This window comes from Paenibacillus sp. GCM10027629 (genome assembly GCF_042676425.1).
In the GTDB taxonomy this organism is placed as follows: Bacteria; Bacillota; Bacilli; order Paenibacillales; family Paenibacillaceae; genus Paenibacillus_K; species Paenibacillus_K terrigena.
In genome coordinates, this window is the sequence record NZ_JBHTGZ010000009.1 from 2,104,969 (window position 1) to 2,105,770 (window position 802).

Annotated in this window: 1 protein-coding gene and 1 pseudogene; both read right to left on the bottom strand. The window is 49.6% G+C overall.

Translation table 11 applies throughout. From position 1 onward, the window contains the following. Window positions 1–547, bottom strand: a 547-nt coding sequence (locus tag ACFQZR_RS19280) for a fumarylacetoacetate hydrolase family protein (protein ID WP_379348707.1), incomplete at its 3' end; no start/stop codon positions are given. Window positions 548–576: 29 nt separating this feature from the next. Next, a pseudogene (locus ACFQZR_RS19285) lies at window positions 577–802 on the bottom strand (SDR family oxidoreductase); the annotation flags it as partial.

An 802-nucleotide genomic window follows, 5' to 3' on the forward strand; every position in this document is an offset into this window, starting at 1 on the left:
AGTCACGCGCAGACAAATCATTCACGTTGCAATAACCGAACACGTGATCAAGCGCATGCTCCTTATCTACGTATTTGGCTTTTTTGCCGATGACGATCACAAGCTCTGCCTCATAGTCGACCTGCGACGATACCTTCTCCGGCAGGGGAACCTCGCATCCATGTCCCGTTAGTGTATTTGCAAATTTATTAAAAAGGATCGGGTATTCCGGGATCGGCGCGTTCGTCTCTTCCGCATGTTTGCGGTAGTTAAGTCCTACGCAAATGATCTTGCTCGGATGCGTGACGCAAGGTGCGAATTGGATCGTGGATTCATCTAGCAAATAAGCTTTGCCCTCGGTACCGCACGCCAACACTTGGTCTGCAAAGCGCTGCAGTGCAGCAACAGCTTCCATTCCGCCTTCGATGATTTCATGTATGGTTACCGGCAGCGTTCCTTCTGGCATGGATGTTTTGCTTTCCAGCGCTCCAGCGACATCCAGAATGCCTTGTTCCGTTTTCATCGCCAGCTTTAATTTTCCGTTCTCTTCAAAAGTCAACAGTTTCATTCGTTCCTGCACTCCCGTCTGTCTATTTGTTATGTGTTCTTGCCGAATACGACGCCGCCGTCGATGTACAGCGGTGAACCCATCATGAACTTGGATTCATCCGAAGCGAGGAACAAGGCCGCACTGGCAACATCCTCTGGCTTACCAAGTTCTCCACTAAGCTGGCGCTGCTACAATGATTCGATCGCAGCTGTCGGGTCATCATACGACGTTTTCAAATAGTTCTCCATGAACGGTGTATAAATTGTCCCCGGA